General features: G+C 60.7%; 14 protein-coding genes and 1 pseudogene. 9 read left to right on the forward strand and 6 right to left on the reverse strand.

All coding sequences use genetic code 11. The features are described 5' to 3' along the window. Window positions 1-13: 13 nt before the first annotated feature. Genes ABRP93_RS04550 through crtI form a run of 3 tightly spaced genes read left to right on the forward strand, consistent with a single transcriptional unit; the run spans window position 14 to window position 3972 of the window. Window positions 14-1450 carry a GuaB1 family IMP dehydrogenase-related protein gene (locus ABRP93_RS04550; RefSeq protein WP_349887055.1) on the forward strand — a complete coding sequence of 479 codons (1437 nt, stop codon included), beginning with the start codon at window positions 14-16 and terminating at the stop codon, window positions 1448-1450. A gap of 31 nt (window positions 1451-1481) precedes the next feature. Next, window positions 1482-2342 carry a phytoene/squalene synthase family protein gene (locus ABRP93_RS04555; protein WP_349887056.1) on the forward strand — a complete coding sequence of 287 codons (861 nt, stop codon included), beginning with the start codon at window positions 1482-1484 and terminating at the stop codon, window positions 2340-2342. A gap of 55 nt (window positions 2343-2397) precedes the next feature. Beyond that, window positions 2398-3972, forward strand: coding sequence for a phytoene desaturase family protein (gene crtI, locus ABRP93_RS04560; protein WP_349887058.1), 1575 nt, complete (start codon window positions 2398-2400; stop codon window positions 3970-3972). A gap of 6 nt (window positions 3973-3978) precedes the next feature. Here the strand turns inward: crtI and ABRP93_RS04565 are convergent, their stop codons facing one another. Then, window positions 3979-4902 carry a hypothetical protein gene (locus ABRP93_RS04565; protein WP_023023928.1) on the reverse strand — a complete coding sequence of 308 codons (924 nt, stop codon included), beginning with the start codon at window positions 4900-4902 and terminating at the stop codon, window positions 3979-3981. 434 nt (window positions 4903-5336) lie between these two features. Beyond that, complete coding sequence (gene lysS / locus ABRP93_RS04570) at window positions 5337-6914, reverse strand: lysine--tRNA ligase (RefSeq protein WP_349887059.1); 1578 nt, start codon at window positions 6912-6914, stop codon at window positions 5337-5339. A gap of 1520 nt (window positions 6915-8434) precedes the next feature. Here lysS and ABRP93_RS04575 point away from each other — a divergent pair. From ABRP93_RS04575 to ABRP93_RS04600, 6 genes and pseudogenes are all read left to right on the forward strand, one after another. Next, window positions 8435-8926, forward strand: a complete 492-nt coding sequence (locus tag ABRP93_RS04575; protein WP_284771722.1) for an ASCH domain-containing protein — start codon at window positions 8435-8437, stop codon at window positions 8924-8926. A 433-nt stretch (window positions 8927-9359) separates the two neighbouring features. Further along, entirely contained in the window at window positions 9360-11072 is a 1713-nt protein-coding gene (locus tag ABRP93_RS04580) for a carbon starvation CstA family protein (RefSeq protein WP_349887060.1), read from the forward strand. Next, window positions 11056-11313: a cory-CC-star protein gene (locus tag ABRP93_RS04585; protein ID WP_023029243.1), complete on the forward strand. Its 258-nt coding sequence runs from the start codon at window positions 11056-11058 to the stop codon at window positions 11311-11313. Before ABRP93_RS04580 ends, ABRP93_RS04585 begins: the two co-directional genes overlap by 17 nt. After that, window positions 11304-12244 (forward strand): annotated as a pseudogene (locus tag ABRP93_RS04590) (ArsA family ATPase). Before ABRP93_RS04585 ends, ABRP93_RS04590 begins: the two are co-directional and overlap by 10 nt. Window positions 12245-12321: 77 nt before the next feature. Then, complete coding sequence (locus ABRP93_RS04595; RefSeq protein ID WP_349887061.1) at window positions 12322-13641, forward strand: C1 family peptidase; 1320 nt, start codon at window positions 12322-12324, stop codon at window positions 13639-13641. Window positions 13642-13654: 13 nt separating this feature from the next. Next, window positions 13655-14956, forward strand: a complete 1302-nt coding sequence (locus ABRP93_RS04600) for a C1 family peptidase (protein WP_349887062.1) — start codon at window positions 13655-13657, stop codon at window positions 14954-14956. A gap of 163 nt (window positions 14957-15119) precedes the next feature. Here ABRP93_RS04600 and ABRP93_RS04605 read toward each other — a convergent pair whose 3' ends face one another. Genes ABRP93_RS04605 through ABRP93_RS04620 form a run of 4 tightly spaced genes read right to left on the reverse strand, consistent with a single transcriptional unit; the run spans window position 15120 to window position 18444 of the window. Continuing rightward, window positions 15120-15731 (reverse strand): GNAT family N-acetyltransferase, encoded by a 612-nt coding sequence (locus ABRP93_RS04605; RefSeq protein WP_239268440.1) that lies wholly within the window; start codon window positions 15729-15731, stop codon window positions 15120-15122. Beyond that, window positions 15731-16672, reverse strand: a complete 942-nt coding sequence (locus tag ABRP93_RS04610) for a pantoate--beta-alanine ligase (RefSeq protein ID WP_349887063.1) — start codon at window positions 16670-16672, stop codon at window positions 15731-15733. The genes ABRP93_RS04605 and ABRP93_RS04610 overlap by 1 nt, the downstream gene beginning before the upstream one ends. Beyond that, entirely contained in the window at window positions 16669-17343 is a 675-nt protein-coding gene (locus ABRP93_RS04615; RefSeq protein WP_349887064.1) for a Rossmann-fold NAD(P)-binding domain-containing protein, read from the reverse strand. The genes ABRP93_RS04610 and ABRP93_RS04615 overlap by 4 nt, the downstream gene beginning before the upstream one ends. Beyond that, window positions 17344-18444, reverse strand: a complete 1101-nt coding sequence (locus tag ABRP93_RS04620; protein ID WP_349862478.1) for a DUF6779 domain-containing protein — start codon at window positions 18442-18444, stop codon at window positions 17344-17346. Window positions 18445-18448: the final 4 nt, after the last annotated feature.

Below are 18448 nucleotides of genomic sequence, written 5' to 3' on the forward strand. Positions count from 1 at the left end.
AGGCAATCCCACAGTGCATTTCCTCAATGATTCCCGCCCACCCTACGAGCTGACCTACTCGGATGTATTTATGGTGCCGAATCACTCGGATGTTGGCTCGCGGCAGGCAGTCGACCTCACCGCGGCCGATGGCACGGGCAATACCATCCCGCTCATCGTGGCGAATATGACGGCGGTGGCCGGCCGCCGCATGGCAGAGACCATCGCCCGGCGCGGCGGCATGGCCATCCTGCCGCAGGACCTCAGCCTGGAGGCTGCGGCGGAGACGATCGCCTCGGTGAAAGCCACAGACCTCATCTATGACACCCCGATCACCATCAAGCCGCACCACACGGTGGGCTATGCCAGCAACCTATTGCACAAGCGCGCCCACGGCGCAGCCATCGTGGTCGACGGCGCGCTGCCCGTGGGCATCATTACTCCGAAGGACCTGCGCGGGCAGGATAATTTCACCGCCGTGGGTGAGCTCATGACCACGGATTTGGTGACCTTGCCGGTGGGCATCGACCCGCAGGAGGCCTTTACCCGCCTCCGCGCAACTTCGCGCAAGCTCGCCCCGGTGGTCAACCCGGATGGCACTCTGGCCGGCATTTTGACGCGCAAGGGTGCGCTGCGGGCGACGATGTATAAGCCGGGCATCGACAAGCAGGGGCGCCTGCACATCGGTGCTGCGGTGGGCATTAATGGCGACGTTGAGGGCAGGGCGCGGGCGCTTGCCGATGCCGGCGCTGACGTCCTCGTCATCGATACCGCCCACGGCCATCAAGACACCATGCTGGCGGCACTGCGCAAGGTCAGCGCCCTGGATCTGGGCCTGCCGATTGCCGCCGGCAACGTGGTCACGGCCACCGGCGTGCGCGAACTGGCCAAGGCGGGCGCAGATATTATCAAGGTCGGCGTGGGCCCCGGCGCGATGTGCACCACCCGCATGCAAACCGGCGTGGGACGCCCGCAATTTTCCGCCGTGTTGGAGTGTGCCGCCGCTGCCCGCGAGGTTGGCGCGCACGTGTGGGCCGATGGCGGCGTGCGCGATCCCCGCGACGTGGCCCTGGCACTGGCCGCGGGTGCGTCCAATGTGATGATTGGCTCCTGGTTCGCCGGCACCTTTGAATCCCCCGGTGACCTGCACAAGGACGCCGATGGATCGTTCTACAAGGAATCGTTCGGCATGGCCTCGCGCCGGGCGGTGCGCGGGCGCAATTCCGCCACCGAGGCCTTCGAGCGCGCCCGCCGGGAGATGTTTGAGGAAGGCATTTCCACCTCGCGCATCTACCTCGATCCGGAGCACGGCGGCGTGGAGTATTTGGTAGACCGCATCATCTCCGGCGTGCGCTCATCCTGCACCTACGCCGGGGCCGATTCGCTGGCTAGCTTCCACGAGCGCGCCACCGTGGGCGTGCAATCGGCAGCCGGTTTTGCCGAGGGCCAGCCGCGGGCCACCAACCGCTAGGGCGCTTTGGGCGCGTGCTACTTTTGCAAGTATGTTGACTCGCTATGACCAGGCGGCCTCGCGCGCGGCCGCGCAGGTTATGGGGCAGTATTCCACCAGTTTCTCCCTGGCCACGCGCCTTTTGCGCGGGCGGGTGCGCGAAGACATCCGCCACGTTTATGCCGTGGTGCGCATCGCGGACGAGCTTGTCGATGGCACCGCTGACCAGGCCTGCATCGATGCCGCCGCCGCGCTCGATGCCTACGAGGCCGCTATCCTGGCGGCGCCGGAGAAAAGACTGCACACCGATCCCGTCGTGCATTCCTATGCCATTACCGCCAGGCGCTGCGGCTTCCAGCGCGAGCACCTCGTGGCCTTTTTCGATTCCATGCGCGCTGACCTTAACCAGCGGGAGTATTCCGCGGCGGAACTCGCCGAGTATATCTACGGCTCCGCCGAGGTCATCGGCTTACTGTGCGTACAGGTCTTCCTGGCGGAAGAGACCGTGTCCTCTGCCGACCGCACCACGATGGACCGCGGCGCGCGACACTTGGGAGCCGCGTTTCAAAAGATTAACTTCCTGCGGGATTTGGGCGAAGACTCCTCGGTCCTGGGCCGGACCTATTTCCCGCAGGCTGCTGGCGGGGAGCTTTCTGAGCCCGCCAAGTCCGCGCTCATCGCCGATATCCGCCACGATCTCGCTGCCGCCGAAGAATCCATTAACCTCTTGCCGCTATCCGCCCGCTTCGGTGTGCGCGCGGCCGCCGATATCTTTGCCGAGCTCACCAACCGGCTCGCCGCTACCCCCGCCGCGGAGTTAAAAACCGCCCGAATATCCGTGCCGAATCGCACCAAGGCGTGGCTGGCCGCCCGCGCAGTGCGCGCGGTGCGTGCGGTGCGCGCGGTGCGATAGCGCACCGCGCGTAGGTAAAGGACCCCGCCGAAGACTGAATACTAAGGAGAACATCATGCACGCCGTCGTCATCGGGGCCGGCATCGCCGGCCTTGCCACCGCTGCCCTCCTCGGAAGAGAGGGCTATGAAGTTACCGTCGTAGATTCCCTAGACGAGGTAGGCGGGCGCGCGGGCAGCTATGCGGAGGCCGGGTTCCGCTGGGATACCGGACCGTCCTGGTATCTCATGCCGGATGCCTTCGACCACTTCTTTTCCCTCTGCGGCACCTCCACAGAAAAGGAACTGGACCTGGTGAGCCTCTCGCCGGATTACCGCGTCTATACCGGCGGCCCCGCCGAATCCGCTACTGGCACCAGCTCGCGCCCTACCCCCGTGGATATTCATTCCGGGACCGATAACGTGGCCCATCTCTTCGAGTCGATAGAACCAGGCGCGGGCAGCCAGGTGCGCACCTATTTGGCAGATGCCAGCGACGCCTACCAGGTAGCGCTCGATCACTTTTTGTACACCACCTTTTCGGCGCCGTTGAACTTGGTGCATGCAGATATTCGGCATCGGCTAGCGCGAATTGCAGCGCTGCTAACAACCAGCTTGCAAAAGCACGTCAACGGGCAATTTTCGGATACGCGCCTGCGCCAGATTCTCAGCTACCCAGCGGTTTTTCTCTCTTCCGAGCCTGCCGCGGCCCCAGCACTGTATTCCCTTTTAAGCCATACCGACCTGGTGGAAGGCGTGCGCTACCCCCTCGGCGGATTCCACGCGGTGGTGCAGGCCATTTACCGCCAAGCAGAAAAATTCGGCGCCACCTTCCGCTTGGGTGAAGAGGTCACCGTCATCACCACCGCCGGCGGGTCCTCTACCCGCGCCACCGGCGTCCGCACGACGAACGGGCACATCGATGCCGATATTGTGGTCTCCGCCGCGGATTTGCACCACACCGAAAATCAGCTGCTGCCCCGGAAGCTGCGCACCTATCCGGAGCGCTACTGGGCCCGCCGCAATCCGGGGTTGGGCACCGTGGTGGTACTTGCCGGTGTGAAGGGGAAGCTCCCGCAGTTAGCTCACCACACCTTTTTGTTCAGCCAGGACTGGGACCCCGATTTCCGCGCGGTCTTTTCCGCACCAGAAGCGGAACGTCCCCTCGGCGCGTCTGAGTCCATCTACATTTCGAAGGTTTCGGCCACCGACGCGGATGTCGCACCAGAAGACCACGAAAACCTGTTCTTCCTCATCCCAGTACCCGCTGCAGAAGCCTACGGGCACGGCGATGCCTACCATCCCGAGGCTTCCCCGCGCGTTGCTGCTATTGCCGATGCCGCCCTCGACCAACTTTCCCGCACCGCCGATATTCCTGACCTCCGCGAGCGAATCACCATCACGCGCAGCCTTGGACCAGCCGATTTTGCCGAGCGCTATCACTCCTGGTCAGGTGGAGCTTTGGGGCCAGCACATACGCTATTTCAATCTGCGTTCTTCCGTGGGCGCAATGCCTCGCGCAAGGTGTCCGGCCTCTACTACGCTGGTGCGACCACCGTGCCGGGCGTCGGCGTGCCGATGTGCCTGATTTCTGCAGAAAACATCATCAAGCGCCTGCGCGGCGATACCTCCGCTGGGCCCCTGGCAGGCTAATCGAGGTTACGCATCGAGCAGCACGACGCGGCTAATTCCGCTCCGGTCCTGACAATTGGGCAATCTGTTGCTTGGCTCAGTGTCATCGAGGAACTTCGGTGCTGCAAAGCTGCATTCCCACTCGCCGATATTCAGGATGCCACGCGTATTGACCTCTTCAGGCTTGAAGTCATAGTGCACATAGTAATCCACCACTTCCATTGCCTTGGGGCAGTTGGTTCCATCTACCTGCGCATAAACATTCTTAAGGCCCCACCGAGTGTCCATCTGTCCACAGATGGTGCCTTGCTCCGCATAGCCATTGGAATCCGGCTCTAATGGGTAGGTATCGGCGGAGAACTGACCGTTGTCTTTGAGAGTGAAGTGATGGCCGTTGGCGGTGACTGTAAATTCATCCTCGCGTGGGGCCGAAAAGGTTATGCCATTAATCTCTACCTCTTCGCCGGCCTTGAGTGGTTGTGCTGGAACAAGATCGCCCGGCTCGACTACAGCCGAAGGGAAGAATCCTGCGCCCTTCTTGTAGCTGACCATATTGGCATCCCATTGCGGAATTTCCGGATCTGGCAAAATCGGTGGATTGGAAAAGTTCACGGAGCACCACGGCCCTTCAGATTGCTCATTTAAGGAGCACTGAACCTTTCCATCGGGGCTTTTCACTCCCCAGGAGTTCATCTGCTCGTAAGCGGGACCGGTCGCGAGGAAATCTTTAGCATCGCGCTGTTTAAGACCGTGAGAATCTTTATCCTCCTCCGCCTGCTTAGTCGTTGTGGTTGTCTCTTCCGTTGACTCAGGAGCGGAGGTTTCTTCCGAGGAGGCTTGGGTCGTGGGCGAACTAAAAGCCTGGTTCTCAGCCTCATCATTGGGCGAAGAGCACGACGCGAGACCGGCTGCCAAAAGGCTTATGGAAAGGAGAGAAACGATTCTTTTCATATATTCAGTTTCGCATAGTATGTGCACCGCTTCAGGGGTTAGCGAGCACTTCTCGCGATTGTGAAAACAAAATCCGCCACCCCCGTGAAGTCGGCGGATTCGGTGATTGCAGCAGCGTTGCGGGCTACTTCTGTTCCTCCAGAAAAGTGCAACCTCCGATGCACAACGTCTGATGCAATAGGTCCTCGGTGATAACTGAGCAAACTCGGCCCTGAGATGTAGCATTTTTCGCTCAGATATCACCGAGGAGGTTGCACTTTTGTGAAACCGATAGAACTAGGCAGAAATAGGCGTGCGACTCGGGCCGCGAGGCACACGCGGCGGGTGCAATGGGGCAAACAAAAAGGCTGCAGCCAAAGAAAGGCTGCAGCCGGTGTCGAGGCGCTAACGGGTGCCTGCGTGGGCGGGCACCGAGTGGGAGCGCCGGGTATGGGCTACTTCTGTTCCGGCTTTACCAGCGGGAAGAGCACGGTTTCGCGGATGCCGAGGCCGGTCAGGGCCATGAGCAGACGGTCCATGCCCATGCCGGTACCGGCCGTCGGCGGCATGCCCTGCTCCATCGCGGCCAGGAAGTCCTCGTCCAAGACCATGGCTTCCTCATCGCCGCCGGCGGCAAGGCGGGCCTGATCCTCGAAGCGCTCGCGCTGGACGACGGGATCGACAAGCTCCGAGTAGCCGGTGGCCAGCTCGAAGCCGCGCACGTACAGGTCCCACTTTTCGGTCACGCCGGGCTCGGAACGGTGTTGGCGGGTTAGCGGGGAGGTCTCGACCGGGAAGTTCTTCACAAAGATGGGGCCTTCAAGTTGGTCCTCGCACAGGACCTCCCAGATTTCCTCCACCAGTTTGCCGTGGCCCCAGCCTTCGCCCTGCGGCACGTCGAGGCCGATGACCTTGGCAATGCCCTTCAGGGTCTCCACGTCGGTTTCGATGGTGACCTCCGGCTGGCCGGGGAACTTACGCTGCAAGGCCTCGTTCAGGGAAGGATACATCTCGATTTCGGGCCATTGATCGCCGCCGAAGTCAAAATCGGTGCCATCGGCAAGCGTTACGGTGGTGGAACCAAAGACCTCGCGGGCCACGGACTGGATGGACTCGCGGGTCATGCGAGCGCAATCGTTGTAATCGCCCCAAGCAGCGTAGGTCTCCAGCATGGCGAACTCCGGCGAGTGGGAGCGGTCTACGCCCTCATTGCGGAAGTTGCGGTTGATTTCAAAGACGCGGTCGATGCCGCCGACGACGGCGCGCTTCAAGTACAGCTCTGGGGCAATGCGCAGGTAGAGGTCAATATCGAGCGCATTGGAGTGGGTGATAAACGGGCGAGCGGCCGCACCACCGTGCAGGGTCTGCAGCATCGGGGTTTCGATCTCTACAAAGTCCTGGCTTTCCAGGTAATTGCGCAGCGCGCGCATGACCTTTACGCGCACCATGGCGTTCTTGCGGGCTTCTTCGCGGATAATGAGGTCGTTATAGCGCTGGCGCACGCGGGTATCTTCAGCCATATCCGCGAAGGACACCGGCAGCGGGCGCAGGGACTTGGCCGCCATGGTCCATTCCTCAGCCATGATGGACAGCTCGCCACGACGGGACGCAACCACGTGGCCGCTAACGGAGATGAAGTCGCCCAAGTCCACATCGGACTTCCAGGCATCGAGGCGCTCCTTGCCCACCTTGGCCTGCGAAAGCATGGCCTGCATTTGGGTGCCATCGCCGTCCTGCAAGGTGGCAAAGCACAGCTTGCCGGTATTGCGCATGAAGATAAGGCGGCCAGCGATAGCGTGGGTGACCTCGGTTTCCTCACCAGCGGCCAAATAGGTCACGCCCTCTTCATTGCCCGGCTCCTCACCCTCGGCCACTACGCGGAAATCATGGCGCAGTTCCTTTAGCGCGATGGTGCGCTCGACGGATACCGGGTAGGCCTCTACGCCGGATTCCAGCAGGCGGTCGCGCTTTTCACGGCGGATGCGCAGCTGCTCAGGGACATCGTTTACTTCAGTATTCTTCTGCTCGCTCACGTTAGCCTAGGGTAGTCGATCCCAGCTGCTACCCGCGATTTGGCCCAGCTATGTCTACCAAAGCAGCGAAAGGGCGCACAGACCGCAAGCACACACCATGACGTTGTATCGACTGAGAACACTAACGATTCCTACAAAATATCGTTTAAGCCTGCGCTTCCCCACCTATAAAAAGAATCCGGCCCTGAGATAGTTTCTCAGCGCCGGTATTCTGTAGCTGCGGGTACTGTCCCGCTTTATAGCTAAGATTTTATACCTATTCTAAAAGAAAGACAAGTGTGTGATGCCTAAACTGACATATCGTGCGGCTAGGCAAATAGAGCGGGCTATCCCTCCTGCGCGCTTCCAGACATATAAGCAAGCCACGGTAGGGCTTGTTGAGGCAGCTCAGCTTTATCTATGGAATATACAAGCCTCCAGCGCGGTTACCGAGCTGACGGGGATAGTTGAAGTCTTGCTTCGTGACACAATCGATATGCGTCTCCGTCAATGGAATGCTGCTCTCGGAGGTCATGAAGATTGGATTGTGAATCCGGCTCCAACGATTTTGCAACATCTAGTTCGTCCCAATGTCCCCGCTTCATGGCAGCCCCGAAATGATTCAGACCTATATCCAAGGTGGTGGGAGAAGAAGGCACTAGATAATTATGCTAAGCCCCATCCAGGTAGCCGTTCGGTGAGGTCCGTTCCACCAACTCACGATGATTTGGTGGCGAGTTTGAACTTCGGTTCATGGACTAGCATTCTTCCTTCCCCGAATGCTGGTCCTCGAAACAAACGAGTCGAAATATGGAACTCAGCACTGTCATCAGGATTTCACGGCGTTCGACATGAAGCGGTATATCGCTATGCCCATGAACTACGGTGGATGAGAAACCGAGCTGCTCACCTACGGCCAATGCTTGATACTAATCGTCTCTGGTCTACGCATCGCTACGCGATACGCTTACTTAGGTCTATGGATACTGATTTTGCACAGATCATTGCGGGCCAAGCTACTCTTCCGACCATTATTAAGGCCAAGCCCCGTGCTCTGTGAAGAAGCCAATAAATCCAAGGGCGAGTGACATGCCTGAATGCCCTGGACTTGCCTAACATTTTCTGCGCCCCAGGTTTCGAGAAAGTTCCATCGGGCCACTTTAATTGCACTCTAATTGCACTCTGCTCAGCCAAAGAAGAATAAACCAAGTGACGCCTCGGAGCTAAGGTTTCCTGCGATCAAGCAAACCCAGGAAATCCAGGTTTGATTGGCCCCTGTCTTTAAATAGATCGACGCTGCTAGTAGTTACTACCATTGAAGCGTGATTACTAACGAACTTCGGGAATTAACAGCCAAAGCAACCGCCCATGCGCAGCGTTTCCAAGACTGAGGCGACCACACCGTCGCCGCAGCCCTCCTGACCAAATCAGGAAAACAGGTTCTCGGTTTAAACGCACACCATTTCCTTGGTGGCCCCTGCGGTGAAGTCTCTGCTTTAGCAAACCATGCCGCTAGTTACCCAGAGGATCCCATCCAAGCAATGGTCGCCGTATATGGACCTACCGGACAAGTAATTTCACCCTGTGGTAAATGCCGCCAGGTACTTTTTGATGTCGATCCATCCATCCAGTGTATTGTGCGCGGAAGCAACGGCCTTGAAGCGCTCACCGTGGAAGAGCTTCTTCCATTCGCGTTTAACTGGCGAGATATGGAAAAAGAGCAGCGTATCTACATGTGGGAAGGCTACGAGGATTCCATTCGGAGCGGAGAAAAGCAACAAACAATCCGAGTAGATGATCCCTTCTATGAAGGAAAAGCCCAAATAGTCTTTGAGAAGGAAACCGGAGAAGTTGTCACGCTACCCGCACAGGTCACAGCCGTTGTATCTACCCAGCGCGGGCTACTGTCGGAAAAGCAAGCTAAAAATGACGGGTTCAATTCTCTATCCGAGCTTCACGAAGCTTTAGATACCCACTACCCCGGATTAGCGGATACAGACGAAGTTGACGTTGTAGAATTCGAGCTCCAGTAGACTATCCAGACCGAAAATCGGATCATTCGCTACCTAACCAAAAAGCTGCTGTTCGGAAATTTTTGAGATATTTCGTCAAGATTTACAAGTGCCGCCACCAAAGGGCTCCCAACTGTAGGAAGCGAGCTAACGACTCCTCCATAAGTCCAGTCGATTGAGCCTTCGCCGTTAACCACGGTACTTCGGCACGACTGGCTCCATGCCGCGCCAGCAGAGTCCTTTAATCCCGGCCGCTACCCGCGATTTGACCCAGCCATGTCTCCCAAGCGGCGTCGAGCACGCATAAGCCCCTGCGATCCACTCCCGCGCGTCCACATAGTGGAACACCACCCCCTTAATTTACCCGCACTGCAAGAATTTGTGTGAACCGTGACATACTGTTCAGACCTGTGATACACAACACCTCACCTTCGACGCGCAAGGAGACACAGCCATGAACTCTCTCATCCTTGTCATCATCGGCGTGGCGATGATGCTGGCCGGCTACCTGCTCTATTCCAAATTCCTGGGCAAGAGCATCTTCCGGCTATCAGAGAACTACACCACCCCGGCGCACCACCTCAAAGACGGCGTGGATTATGTTCCCACCAATAAATACGTGCTGTGGGGTCACCACTTCACTTCCGTGGCGGGTGCGGCACCGATTATCGGCCCGGCAGTGGCCGTCATTTGGGGCTGGCTCCCGGCATTCCTGTGGGTCACGTTAGGCACCTTCTTCATCGCCGGCATGCATGACCTGGGTGCGCTGTGGGCATCGCAGCGGCACAAGGGTCAGTCGATTGGTACGTTGTCGGGGCGCTACATCGGCAAGCACGGGCGCAACCTCTTCCTCATCGTGATCTTCTTGCTGCTGCTCATGGTCAATGCCGCGTTCGCCGTGGTGATTTCGAACCTGCTTATTTCTACACCCTCGGCGGTCATTCCCACGTGGGGTGCAATCGCCGTCGCGCTGCTGATTGGCCAGGCCATCTACCGCCTGAACTGGAACCTGCCGCTGGTGTCCCTGGTGGGCGTGGTGGCGCTGTATTCGCTGATGGTTCTGGGTGACCGCTTCCCGGTCGTGCTGCCAGAGACGGTCCTGGGCATTCCCGCCAACGGCGTGTGGATCATCCTGCTATTTATCTACGCCTTCATTGCTTCGCTGCTGCCGGTGTGGGTGCTGCTCCAGCCGCGCGATTACATCAATGGCCTGCAGCTTTTCGTAGGTCTTATCATCTTGTACGGCTCCTTCCTCATCACCCGTCCGGAACTCGCCGCCCCTGCCGTGCGCGAGAATGTTCCTGAGGGCACCCCCGGGATTTTCCCGCTGCTTTTTGTCACCATCGCCTGCGGCGCCATCTCTGGTTTCCACGGCATCGTGGCCTCGGGCACCTCGTCGAAGCAGATTGATAAGGAAACCGACGTTCGCTTCGTGGGTTACTTCGGCGCGGTGGGCGAGGGACTGCTCGCGCTCGGCACCATCATCGCCACCACCGCCGGCTTTAAGACTCTGGCGAATTGGGAGGAAGTCTACGCCGAGTGGAACGCCGGCGGCGTCAATGCCTTCGTACAGGGCGGCGGCGCGCTGATGAACGAGGGCCTGGGCATTCCCACCTCGCTGTCTGCCACCATCCTGGCAACCATGGCCGTGCTCTTCGCCGCCACCACGATGGACTCCGGCGTGCGCCTGCAGCGCATCGTGGTCCAGGAAATCGGCGAGATCATGGGCATCCGCATCACGGCGCTGGTTTCCACCATCATCGCGGTGGGCCTGGCCTTCGGCCTGACCTTCTCGGCGGGCGCGGACGGGTCCGGCGGCATGACCATCTGGCCGCTCTTCGGTACCACCAACCAGCTCATGGCCAGCCTGTCCTTGGCCATCGTCGTGGTCATCCTCACCCACCTGCGTCGGCCCACCCTGCCGGTTATCATCCCGCTCATCTTTGTCACCATCATGTCGCTGTGGGCAGCGCTGCTACAGCTGAAATCCCTGTTTACAGATCAGAACTGGCTGCTCTTCGGCATGGACGTCGTCATCGTCATCGCCTCCATCTGGGTCATCGTGGAGTCGATCGGCGCCATCTCCAACGCGCGCAAGGAACCGCCGCTGGAGTGGACCGATGACGATACCGACGCTCCCCTTCCCCAGCATGCTCGACAAGCTTAAGGCCTTCGGCGCGGGGCTCAATGAGTTCTACCAAGCCCCGTACCGCGCCGTCTTCGCCAAGGCCCAGCAGCAAGAAGATGACCTATTTATGATGCTGGTGGCCTCGGAGGCGCTCGGCATCCCCAACCCCGCCAGCTACTACACGCTGGAGCTATTGCCGCTGGTCTACGAAGATTTCCACGCCTGGCACACGCGCATGGGCATGGATAAATCACCCCTGGAGAATATTCAATGCTGCTAGAAACCGCGCCCATCATGTTCTTTGGCGGCAAGGGCGGCGTAGGCAAGACCACCCTCGCCACCGCCACGGCCCTGTCTCTTTCTCAGGACCACAACGTGCTGTTGGTCTCCACGGATCCGGCGCACAACCTGGGGCATATCTTTGATGCCACGCTTTCCGATGCCCCCACTCACCTCACCCCCTCCCTCTCCGCCATCGAGCTCGATCCTGCCCAAGCCACCGAGGAACACCTCGCCAACGTGGGCACCTCGATGCGCCGTTTCATGCCGGAGCACCTGCACGGCGAGGTAAAAAGCACCTGGATTTGGCCCGCCAATCCCCCGGCACGCAGGAGGCGGCGCTCTTAGAGCGCATGGCCGCCCTGGTCGCCGCCGCGGACGAGTACGACTACCTCATCTTCGATACCGCGCCGTCCGGCCACACCTCCCGGCTGATGGCCCTGCCGGAAATCATGGCGGCCTATACCGATGGGCTGCTTGCCCGGCGCGAAAAGTCCGATAAATTCGGCTCGCTGGTGCGCGGGATGTCCGCGGAGTCCGGCGCCGATAATGACCCGGTGGACCGGCGCAATCAGGAAATCCGCGCCACGCTCTTCCAGCGCCGCGAGCGCTTCGAGCACCTGCGCGCTGCGCTGACCTCTCAGCGCACTGTGTTTCATATCGTGCTTACCGCCGAGCGCCTGCCCGTCCTAGAGTCCTCCGAGTTCCACGCGGATCTCACCGGCAATGGCGTGCGGGTGGGCTCCATGCTGGTCAATCGCCGCACCCCGGCGGACCAAGGCGAGTTCTTGGCCTCTCGGCGCGCCGCCGAGGACGAGGCTCTGGCGCTCTTGCACGATAAGCTTCCCGATACCCCGGTCCACGAAATCCCCTGGCTCCCAGAAGAAGTGGGAAGCCCCGAAGCCGTGGCGCGGCTCGCGCGGCATCTATAGCGATCTGTAGCGATCTCTAACGGCCCATCCAGCCCCAGCGGCCTCGCGTGAGATCGCCGTCTGCTAAAACGGTGAGTATGACTTTGCTCACCAATGACTTCCTGTCCCAATTGCGCGAGGAGGCCGCGGCGGACTCCCAGCTGCGCGTCGCGCGCAATGCCATTACCAGCGTAGGGGTGGCCAAGGCGGCCCTTGACCGCGACCGCATTACCGCGCTCTACCCCACCACCGAGGTAAAGCTCGACAGCCTCGGGGTCACCGACCAGATGCGCTCCGGGCGCTGCTGGATGTTTGCCGCGCTCAACGTGTTCCGCCACCGCGCGGCCAAGGAGCTCAACATCGATGACTTTGAGTTTTCCTTTACCTACCTGCAGTACTTCGACAAACTCGAGCGCGCCAACTTCGCACTCAGCCAGCTGCTGGATCTCACCGAAGACGGCACCGACTGGGATGACCGCGACGTGGCTACTTCCCTCGAGCTCACAGGCGACGACGGCGGCTGGTGGTCATTTTTCACCAACCTCGTGGACAAGTATGGCGTTGTCCCGGCCGAGGTCATGCCGGAGGTGCACTCGTCCGGCCACACCGCGCAGATGAACCGCGATATCGCCACGATCATCCGCCGTGCTGCGCACCGTGCGGTGGAAGGCGAGGGGGATCGAGGGGACATCGTCAAGCAAGCCCGCACCGATATCCAACGCGTGCTCGCCATTCACCTGGGCACCCCGCCCGAGGAATTTACGTGGAGCTACCGCACCAAGGACGATCAATTCTTCCGTGTGCACTCCACCCCGCGCGAGTTTGCGGATAAGTACCTGCCAACGTTGGACGAGTACGTCGTGCTTGCCGATGACCCCCGTACCACCAACGACAAGCACCGCCTCTACACCAGCGCCGGCGTGAACAACGTCGCTGGCGGCGCGCCCGCCGGCTACCTCAACGTGGATGTGGACGAGCTGCGCTCCGCCGCGCGCGCCAGCATCGAGGCCGGCGAACCGGTGTGGTTTAGCTGCGATGTCTCCCGCCAGTTCTCCTTCCAGAACGCCGTGTGGGACGAGGGCCTCGTCGATACCGATGGCCTCTACGGCATCGATTCCACCATGAGCAAGGAGGAGCGCTTTACCTCCGGCGAATCTGCGCCCACCCACGCGATGGCGCTGACCGGAGTTGATGGTGCACCCCGTGCATGGCGCGTGGAGAACTCCTGGGGCACCAAGCCGCCGCGCAAGGACGACGCCGACGAGGTACCCGGCAAGGGCTTTGCCACGATGTCGGATGAATGGTTCGGCGAAAACGTCTTCCACATCGCCGTGCGCAAGGAATTCCTCACTTCCGAGCAGCAGCAAGCACTAGAGACCGAGCCCGTTGAGCTTCCCTTCTGGGACCGGATGAACTAAGGAGCATCGAAAAATGAATGAGATTAATCCACAGGAAGTTCACACCACCAACGCCACCCTCACCAGCGAGCCGGCCATCAGGGCGGCGCGGAATGCGGTGGCGCAGGAGGGCATCGATAAGCTGAGCGTCGACCGCGACCTCGTGCGCGAGCTCACCACGGCGACCAGCCACAAGCTCGATAAGTGGGGCGCGGCCAACCAGAAGGCTTCTGGCCGCTGCTGGATTTTTGCGGGCCTGAATTCCCTGCGCGGTGACATCATGGACCGCACCAACATCAAGGATTTCGAGCTTTCGCAGACCTACCTGTACTTCTACGACAAGCTGGAAAAGGCCAATTGGTTCCTCACCGCGGTAGATGAGCTCAAGGACCGCGATATTACGGACCGCACCTTGACCAAGCTCATGGATGACCCCATTGGCGATGGCGGCCAGTGGTCCATGTTCGTCTCGCTGGTGGAAAAGTACGGCGTGGTGCCCAAGTACGCCATGCCGGAGACCGCATCCTCCGAGTCCAGCGCCATGCTCAACCGCAACCTGCAGACCGTCCTGCGCCGCGCCGCCCACCAGATCCGCGCGGGCAAGTCTGGGGCACAGGAGCAAGCGCTTGCCGATGTCTACCGCATCCTCACCGCCAACCTCGGCCTCCCGCCCACAGAGTTCCAGTGGCAGTACCGCGATAAGGACGATAATTTCTACCGCGAGGGCACTTTTACCCCGCAGGATTTCGCCCGCGAATACCTCACGAAGGACTTGAGCGAGTATGTCTGCGTGGTCAATGACCCGCGCAATTCCTACGGCGAGCTCTACACCGTGGACTACCTGGGCAACGTCGCCGGTGAAAAAGTCACCTACCTCAACGCCCCGGTCGAGGTATTGCGCGATGCCACCCGCTCTGCCGTCGAGGATGGCCAGCCCGTCTGGTTCGGCTGCGATACCAGCCAGCAATCCGATGCCGATAGCGGCGTCTGGGCCAAGCAATTGCACGATTATGAGGGGCTGTATGGGGTGGATATGGGCATAGAGAAGCCAGATCGCCTCCGCCTGCACGAGTCCCTGATGACGCACGCGATGGTCTTTACCGGCGCAGATATTGCCGAGGGCGGCGACGTCACCCGCTGGCGCGTGGAAAATTCCTGGGGCACCGAGAAGGGCGACAAGGGCTTTTGGACCATGGCCGATGACTGGTTTGACGAGTACGTCTTCGAAATCGCCGTCCACCCGTCCCGCCTGCCTGAGCAGTACCAGGAGGCGCTCAAATCCTCCGATATCACCACCCTGCCAGCGTGGGATCCGATGGGCGCGCTGGCGAACTAACGCGGCGCGGGTGGCGCGGGCGGCGCGGGGAGGACCCGCGCCGCGAGAGTTCGTGCCGCGAAGTCTGTAGCGTTCGCCGATGTGGCTGCGTTGCGTGGCGTGACGCTCCGTTCGTTTGCGTAGCGTGAAGCTGCGCTCGTTTGCGTGGCGTGACGCGGTAGCCTCACGCCACGTGGCGCACGTACAGCATGCAGGTAAGGTCGCGGTCCTTATCGATGGAGATTTGCTTCTCCCCCACCCGCTCAAAACCGCGGGAATCGTAGAACTGATAGGTGCAGCCATCGTCGGTGTAGAGGTAAATATCCTTGCCGGGGTGGCGCTCCTCAAAGGCCTCAATGAGCGCGGTGCCCACACCCTTCACACCCGAGTTCGGGTCAGCGACGAGAAAGCCGATTTCACCGTCCACGGTATTTTCGGCTAGGTAGCTGACCAACATGTCCTCGTTCGCGGCATCATAGTCACCGCGGTGCCCGCCAGGGCGCAGGCTATTGAAGAGATCCACGGCCTTGACATAAGCCTTGCGCCACCACGGATACGGCAGCGCTGGTTCGCCTTTAATCGATGCCAGAATCACGCCGAGGAAACGCCCATCATCGGCATAGGCGGCCAAAATATCGGTGGCCTGGGCCCGCTCTAAATCCCAAAAGTAACGGCCGTAGGCGCGCTCGAAGCGCGGGTTCTTCACAAACCAGTGCAGGTGCATGCCTTCGATGGCAAACTCAATCGCCTTGGGCTCATCGCGCGGGTCGAGGTCGCGGATGTGGATTTCGGTCATTAGTCCTCCGGGGATTGGTCTTGTTCGCGCTGCTTTTCGCGCTCGAGCTCGGCCTTAGCCTCGTGCTCTTCAATATTAGTGAACCCAATCCCCAACGGCAGGCCAACGTTGTCAATTAATCTAACTCCGCCAATGGTGGCCGCAACGAGCAGGCGGGCATCGCCCTCGGCGGGTGGCTCGCCCAGATCGCGGCCGCGCACCTCTAAGTATTCCGGTTCAACGCCGGCGGCTTCTAGGACACCTGCGGCAACCTCGCGAACCTTGTCTGCCCCCGCCTCTGCGGCATGTGCCCCGGCGGTAAGCGCGGCGGACAGGGCGGCTACGTCCTCCCTCTTATCTTCGGGCACGCGGGTATTGCGCAGGCTCATCACCACGCCATCGGGCATGCGCACGGCGGGTACGCCCTGCACGCGAACCCCGAGGTGCAGGTCCTGCACCGCATGGTGAATGGCCAAGAGGAGCTCGTAGTCTTTTTCCCCGATGAGGACATCGGTGGGCGACAGTGCCATCATCAGCGTGAGGTAGAGGGTGAGCTCGCCTGATAGATCGGGCTCTAAGCCTTCAGGTGCAGATTCAGCATCAGGCGTCTGCTCGGCAGCGGCGGAGTTCGCGGCGTCGCGTTCGACGGCGACGCCGCGAGCCGAGATAGTAATCCGGCGACCATTGGGCCAGAGTTTGTCGGGCGTGTAATCCCAGATGACGTCCACGCCCTCGGCGCGCAGGAGATCTACATCCTCGGCACGAGGTTCTTGGAGCGCCACGACAGTCACCACGCCGCGGATGCGGCGGGCCGCACGCACCAGCGCGATATGCCCAGCATGCACGCCGGTGGTCAATGGCACGAAGGCCACAGGGCGGCCGGTCTTACGCAGCGCGCTACCCACCATGCGGATGCGGTCGACCTCGCTGATGACGCTGGCTTGTCCCATCTTCAAGCTCATCGGGATTCCTCCTGCAAGGCCCACATTTCCAATTCGGTGCGATCTTCTACTTCACCCAAGCGCCGAGCGGTTTCTAAGTAGTGGCGGCGCATTCCGGGATCCGTGGCACCGCGATAGGCCGCGATGATGTCTTCTGAATCGATGTCGAATTCAGACGGTGGGATCTCATCAAACTCGGCAAAGAAATTGGCTTCTACGGCAGCTGCTAGGTGCAGGCGGCTAAGCATTTCTATGTAGTAGGAGCGGGCGGCGAAGGCGGGACGTTCGGCATCGGAAAGCGGCACTGCCTGCCCCCGGAATTCGCTCACTACGAAGTCAGCGATATTTTCGCCCAGCTCATCCAGCGTGGATACTGCCCAGCGCCCGCCCGCCATGGGTGCGACGGCCGCCACGATGCAGCCGTGGGTCTCCAGCGGGTCAAGGCCTTGCACGCCTCGGGACAGGCACGTGTGGAAAGCGATAAGCCCCTTGTGTACGTGGTCCTCGACAAGTTCTACAGCAGCATCCAGCCGTGCCTCACCCACGGCAAGAATCAGTGCCTGGAAGGAGCCGAGCCCGGCCGGATCATCAAGCATCTCCACGGTATGGCCGGCGCGCTCCATGGCAGTGGCCAGGGAGATCCCGGCGAGGCTGCGCCCAAAAAGAGCAACGCGCATGCGCGGTGGACGCATTTATTTATCCTTCTTCATCTGTGCCAATAGCTCCGAAACGGACACGGAACCATCGCGCTGTTCATCGCTGCGGCGGCGGCCGCGGGTCTGCTGCTGGCGGCGCGAGGCCGATTGCTTCTGCTCGGCGGCCACGTGGTGTCCCGAGCCCTTGTATTCCTCGCGCGCATCCTTGCCTGTGGTTTGCTGCGGGATGTTCTGGGTCACCGCATCGGAAGCGGGCTCGGCTGCGGTATCAGCCTCTGGCTTGCGGTGGCTACCTCGTGCGCCAGAGTGAGCTGCGTTGCCAGAGCCCGACTGCCGAGAGCCTTGGCGCTTGATATTGGAGTCCCCACCCGAATCCCAGCGCACGGCCTGGAAGCTGCCGGTATCGAAGGAAACGTCCTTCGGTTCCTTCGCCCCCGCGGCCTCGCTGGACGTGGCGGGCTTGGGGGCATCGGCAAGCTGCTCGGAGTGGGCGGGCTTAGCGGCATTATCGGTCCGGGAAGAGCTGCGCTGCGCGCGGGTGTTTTCGCTGATGATGTCATTGAGCGGGTTAGAGTCCGCGTGCGCGCCGGAGGGTTGATTGCCCAGGCGGCCAGCGATGGCATCGGCAGACGGCGCGCCGGTAGACGTTTGCTCAAAGTCGACGTTTTCTTCCCTGTGGTGGGACGCCGCGGCGGTCTGCGCCTCCAGCTCCATGATGCGGCGCGCCTCCGCGTGCAAGGCGGCTGGCTCGTAGGTGAAATCGTGGCCGGACAAATCCTCGATCTGCTTCCGGATAGAGGCCAGCTCGGTGCGGATCTCATCGAGGATTTGCTGATCCGGCAGCTCCTTGCCTTCGGCTGCGCGGGCCTGCTTGAGCTCCGCGCGGTGGGCGCGCTCCTGCAGCTCCAGCTTGGTCACGGATTCCTCGGCCTGGCGGCGGTAGCGCATCACCAAGAAAAAGCCCACCACTGCGGCCCACAGGGCGGCAATCAGCGCAATCTTGAGCGCCGCTGCGGAGCCGGAAATGAGCATGACGATGCTGGCGATAACGGCCAAGATGACGAGGGCGATAATCCCAATTTGTCCCCAATCCGGCGAGGACGACGAGTTTTTGGAAGAAGAGCGCGGCTGAGTCATGTTC

The sequence above is a fragment of the Corynebacterium sp. KPL2850 genome (assembly GCF_040225855.1).
In the GTDB taxonomy this organism is placed as follows: Bacteria; Actinomycetota; Actinomycetes; order Mycobacteriales; family Mycobacteriaceae; genus Corynebacterium.